We start from the raw sequence: 4,037 nt of genomic DNA, 5'->3' as shown, positions 1-4,037 counted from the left end.
GGCTCCTGCTCAGTGGAGCGCCCGCCGCATCGGTTCCGCGCAGGTCGATGCGGATTTCGATCGAGGCGGGTTCGCCCCGGAGCCTGCTCGGGGTTTCCCCGACCGCCAGGTCGACGCGGACATCCGGCGCGCCGGTCGCCATCGCCAGGGTCGGCACATCGAGAATCGGGATGGACTGCCCCGCCAAGCGGGTGCCGTCGACAGTGCGCACCTCCACCTGGGCATCCTCGGCGGCGAGCCAGGTGAAGACGCCGTCACGGCGCACCAGGCCGGCCGAGGTCACGGCGTACCAGCGTTCGAGGTCGGCGATTCCGGCGGGCCCGCCCGTGTCCGTCTCGTCGAGCACGGCAGCGAGCCGGACGCTGTCGACCCGGTCGAACTCCCGTGCTTCGTGCAGTGCTGCGAGCACCGCGAGACCGGCGAGGAAGTGGCTCGCCACCAGAATCGGTGCGGTGCTTGCCCGTTGGGCGCCCGTGACGACTTCCGGTCCGATATCGAACAGGCCGCTCGAGATACTGAGGTACGGCAACCCGTGGTCCTGGGCATAGGCGAGCCCGTTGAGCCGGTCGTCCCATAGTGTCGCGACGACCGCCGAGTAGGCCGCCTCAGCAGGCAGACCCAGATCGCGCCGTCTCAGGTCGACTGTCACGGCGTTCGCGGTGCCGAGTGAGTCGGCGACCCGCTGGGCTCGGTCGAGATCGCGGCCGGCGATCGTCAGCGGCAGCGTCGGGTGCCATCGACGCAGCAGGGCCGCCGTATCGGACCCGGCCTGTCCCGAACCGCCCAGCATCAGGACGGAGGGCGAATGCTCCATGGTGATTTTCTCTCCCAGCCATTAAGCTACATTCTGTAACTTACTCTTTGTAGCTAAGCTGGCGGCATGACGCAAGGGAGGACGATGCCCGCACGATCACCCCGGCTCTCCAAGGCGGCCCGGCGCGAGCAGTTGCTCGACACCGCACTGACGATGGTGCGCGAGCACGGCACCGACGGGCTGACGCTCGTGACGCTCGCCGAAGCCGCGGGGGTGAGCAGGCCGATCGTGTACGACCACTTCGGCACCCGCCCCGAACTGCTCCTCGCCCTCTACCGCCGGCTCGACGAACGACACCGCCTCGCCACGGAACAAGCCGTCCGCGCCGCCGAACCCATCGCCGACGAGATCGCCCGGGTGATGAGCGCCGCCTACTTCGCCTGCGCCACCGACATGCCCGAATTCGACGCGATCTCCGCCGCCTTGAAAGGCAATCCGGACGTCCAGTCGATCCAGCACGATATGCTCGACAGCTACCGCGACTGGATGGCCACCGCCCTGCTGCCCTACTCCAGCCTCGACGCCGCCGCGCTCCGGCTGCGCTGCGTCGCGGTTCTCGGCGCCGCCGAAACCCTGGGCGCAGAGCTCAACCGAGGCGCGACGACAGCGGACGAAGCGGTCGGCGCCCTCACCGACCTGATCGTCGGCAGCATCGGTGCCGAGCAGTGCCGATGACATCCCCGGGTCCTCGGTAGGATTCGGCGGGTGCCGGATACTTCCGAGATAGCCCGACTCTTCGATCGGCGACCGCGGCAGTGGGGAGCGCCCGGCGATCCGGTGGCGTGGGATGTGCTGCGCGACAGAATCTGTGCCGTCCCGGTACCGGAGACGGCGACGGAGTTCGCGGCATTGCTGCGGCACGAGTTCACCCACCTGGTGGGTATCGACATCGACGACACCGCCGCCGAGCGCGAGTTCGTCGCCGGTGGCCAGTCGGAAACAGTGCACCTGCCGACTTGGCGCACCATCCTGCTACCGCTGCTGACCACCCGCGCGCGGCAGTTGTACGGGGAACTGCCGACGGAACGGCCATGACGCCGACGCCAAGGTCAGGCGGAACTGGTCAGCGCTGCGCGCGGCGTGGATCGCGGATCAGGCACGGATCACCGGTGACGGGCCGAAAGCGATCTTCGACGGAGCGGTCGCCTGGTGCCGGCGCGGTGTAGAAGTACGCGGCAGCCGGCCACCGGCCATAGTCGAGCCCGGCAGTGACCGGTTCCCACACTGTCAGCCCCTGCCCGTCGCGCTCGTCGGCGGGCAGGTAGAAGCCTGGCACGGGCCGGTGCCTCGGCACCCGCTCAACCGAGAGGGCTGGTCTCCCTCCCGGTCAGGAGGGAGACCAGCGTTCGATGTTCGTCGGCATCCCCGCCGACCCACGGGAATAATCAGGAACACTGATCAGTTTTCATGATTATATGTACCCTGCAAGTATGTCGAATGCCGTGGATCCCGCCGAGCTGTCCGAAGACATCCGTGCCCTGATATGGGCATACACCCGTCGCTTGAGCGGCGCGTCGCAGGCTGTCGGCGATCTCACCCTGCCGCAGCAGACCGTGCTGGCCCGGCTGCATCAGGCGCCGGGTGCGACCAGTGCCGAGCTGGCCCGGGCGGAGTACGTGAGCCCTCAGTCGATGAGCAGCACGGTCTCCACGCTGGTCGACGCCGGTCTGGTCGCCGTGTCGCCGGATCCGCGCGACGGCCGTCGCCGCAGACTGGACCTGACAGACGAGGGCACCGCCGCGATCGAGGCGGTGCGCGCCCACAAGGCGGACTGGCTGCGCGGTCGGCTCGTCGCCGAGCTCACCCCGGCCGAGCAGCGGCAGCTGGCCGACGCGGTCGTCCTGCTCCGGCGCCTCCTCGGCTTCGATACCACCTCGCCATCGAAGGGACAATCATGAGCATCACCAGGATCGACCCCGTCAGTGCGCTGATCGCGATCGACCTCCAGAACGGCATCCTCGCCGTGGCCGAGGCCGAGGACGCCCGGCGCATTGTCGAGCGGACCGCCGAGCTGGCCGAGGCCTTCCATGCGGCCGGGCTGCCGGTCATCTGGGTGACCGCCCTCGGCCGTCCCGCAGGGCGCACCGAGGTGCCGCTGCCCGGCGGCAAGCCCCAGGCCGACTTCGCTGTCCTCGACGAGCGGCTGCCGGTTACCGAGACGGACCTGCGGGTGGCGAAGAAGGCCCTGAGCGCCTTCACCTCCGCGGAGGTCACCGGGCTGCTGGCCGACCGGGCGGTCACCAACGTCGTCGTCACCGGCATCGCGACCGGGATGGGCGTGGAATCCACAGCCAGGGCGGCCTACGACGCGGGGTACTCCGTCACCGTCCCCACGGACGCGGTCACGGACCTGAACGCCGAACGCAATCGACTCAGCCTCACCCTCACCCTGCCTGCCATCGCCGAGACCGGCACCACCGCGGACGTCCTCGCGGCCCTGCGCCGGACGCGGGCCTGAGCCATGCCGCGCACCACCACCCCGGAAAGCCGCGTCTTCAGCCGCGGGTTCACCTGGACCCTCCTGTTCGGAGTCACCCTCAACCCGATCAACTCGTCCATCATCGCCACCGCGCTGGTGAGCATCGCGGACGACCTCGGCGTGACCGCGGTCCAGACAGCCCTGCTCGTGTCCGCGTTGTACCTGGTCAGCGCGGTCTGCCAGCCGCTGATGGGCCGGCTGGCCACCCGCTACGGGGCGCGGTCGGTGTTCCTGGCCGGCATCGTGCTGGTCGGGGTCGGCGGTGCGGTCGGCTGGGTGGCGCCGAACATCTCCTGGCTGGTGGCCTCCCGCCTGATCATCGGTTTGGGGACCTCTGCGGCCTATCCGACGGCGATGATGATGATCAATCTGAAGGCCGAGGCCGCGGTGGTTCCCCTCCCCAGCCGGATCCTCAGCCTGGTCGCGGCCGCAGGCCAGGTGACAGCGGCCATCGGGCTGCCGATCGGCGGCGCCCTTGTCGCCGGCTTCGGCTGGCGGTCGGTGTTCGTCATCAACGTGCCGCTGGCCGTGGTGAGCCTCATCGCCACCCTGGTGTTCGTTCCTCGGGGGGCTCTCGACCGCCGCAACCGCAGCGCCTCGTTCACCCGGCACATGGATCCGGTCGGGATCGTGCTGTTCGCCGGCCTGATGACCGTCCTGCTCGGGTTTCTCAGCGACCTGGCTGCACCCCGCTGGTGGCTGCTCGCCGTCTTTGCGGGAGTCGCTGTCGCGCTGACGTACTGC

At 69.4% G+C, this 4,037-nt stretch carries 7 protein-coding genes; 5 read left to right on the top strand and 2 right to left on the bottom strand.

From position 1 onward, the window contains the following. The coding region (locus ACFWPJ_RS26660; protein WP_378855306.1) for a saccharopine dehydrogenase at positions 1-814 on the bottom strand (814 nt) is incomplete at its 3' end. A gap of 66 nt (positions 815-880) precedes the next feature. On the opposite strand from ACFWPJ_RS26660, the gene ACFWPJ_RS26655 reads away from it, so the two are divergent. Both ACFWPJ_RS26655 and ACFWPJ_RS26650 read left to right on the top strand, forming a co-directional pair. Next, positions 881-1,489, top strand: coding sequence for a TetR/AcrR family transcriptional regulator (locus ACFWPJ_RS26655; protein WP_378855304.1), 609 nt, complete (start codon positions 881-883; stop codon positions 1,487-1,489). A gap of 30 nt (positions 1,490-1,519) precedes the next feature. Further along, on the top strand, positions 1,520-1,849 hold the full coding sequence (locus ACFWPJ_RS26650; RefSeq protein ID WP_378855302.1) for a hypothetical protein: 330 nt from the start codon (positions 1,520-1,522) through the stop codon (positions 1,847-1,849). A gap of 28 nt (positions 1,850-1,877) precedes the next feature. Here ACFWPJ_RS26650 and ACFWPJ_RS26645 read toward each other — a convergent pair whose 3' ends face one another. After that, positions 1,878-2,090 carry a hypothetical protein gene (locus ACFWPJ_RS26645; protein ID WP_378855300.1) on the bottom strand — a complete coding sequence of 71 codons (213 nt, stop codon included), beginning with the start codon at positions 2,088-2,090 and terminating at the stop codon, positions 1,878-1,880. Positions 2,091-2,244: 154 nt separating this feature from the next. On the opposite strand from ACFWPJ_RS26645, the gene ACFWPJ_RS26640 reads away from it, so the two are divergent. The 3 genes from ACFWPJ_RS26640 to ACFWPJ_RS26630 all read left to right on the top strand — a co-directional run. Next, the gene (locus ACFWPJ_RS26640) at positions 2,245-2,712 is read left to right on the top strand and encodes a MarR family winged helix-turn-helix transcriptional regulator (RefSeq protein WP_378855298.1); all 468 of its coding nucleotides are present in this window, start codon (positions 2,245-2,247) and stop codon (positions 2,710-2,712) included. Beyond that, positions 2,709-3,272 carry a cysteine hydrolase family protein gene (locus tag ACFWPJ_RS26635; protein ID WP_378855296.1) on the top strand — a complete coding sequence of 188 codons (564 nt, stop codon included), beginning with the start codon at positions 2,709-2,711 and terminating at the stop codon, positions 3,270-3,272. Before ACFWPJ_RS26640 ends, ACFWPJ_RS26635 begins: the two co-directional genes overlap by 4 nt. Positions 3,273-3,275: 3 nt before the next feature. Further along, positions 3,276-4,037: MFS transporter (locus ACFWPJ_RS26630; RefSeq protein ID WP_378855294.1), on the top strand; the 762-nt coding region annotated here is incomplete at its 3' end.

Source organism: Nocardia sp. NPDC058497 (genome assembly GCF_042720195.1).
GTDB lineage: Bacteria > Actinomycetota > Actinomycetes > Mycobacteriales > Mycobacteriaceae > Nocardia.
This window is presented reverse-complemented; position numbering and strand designations above follow the sequence as displayed.

What these genes read in the sequence shown, in the direction of transcription:
- ACFWPJ_RS26655 (WP_378855304.1), top strand. Translation starts at nt 881, where the DNA reads ATGACGCAAGGGAGGACGATGCCCGCACGATCACCCCGGCTCTCCAAG.
- ACFWPJ_RS26640 (WP_378855298.1), top strand. Translation starts at nt 2,245, where the DNA reads ATGTCGAATGCCGTGGATCCCGCCGAGCTGTCCGAAGACATCCGTGCC.
- ACFWPJ_RS26635 (WP_378855296.1), top strand. Translation starts at nt 2,709, where the DNA reads ATGAGCATCACCAGGATCGACCCCGTCAGTGCGCTGATCGCGATCGAC.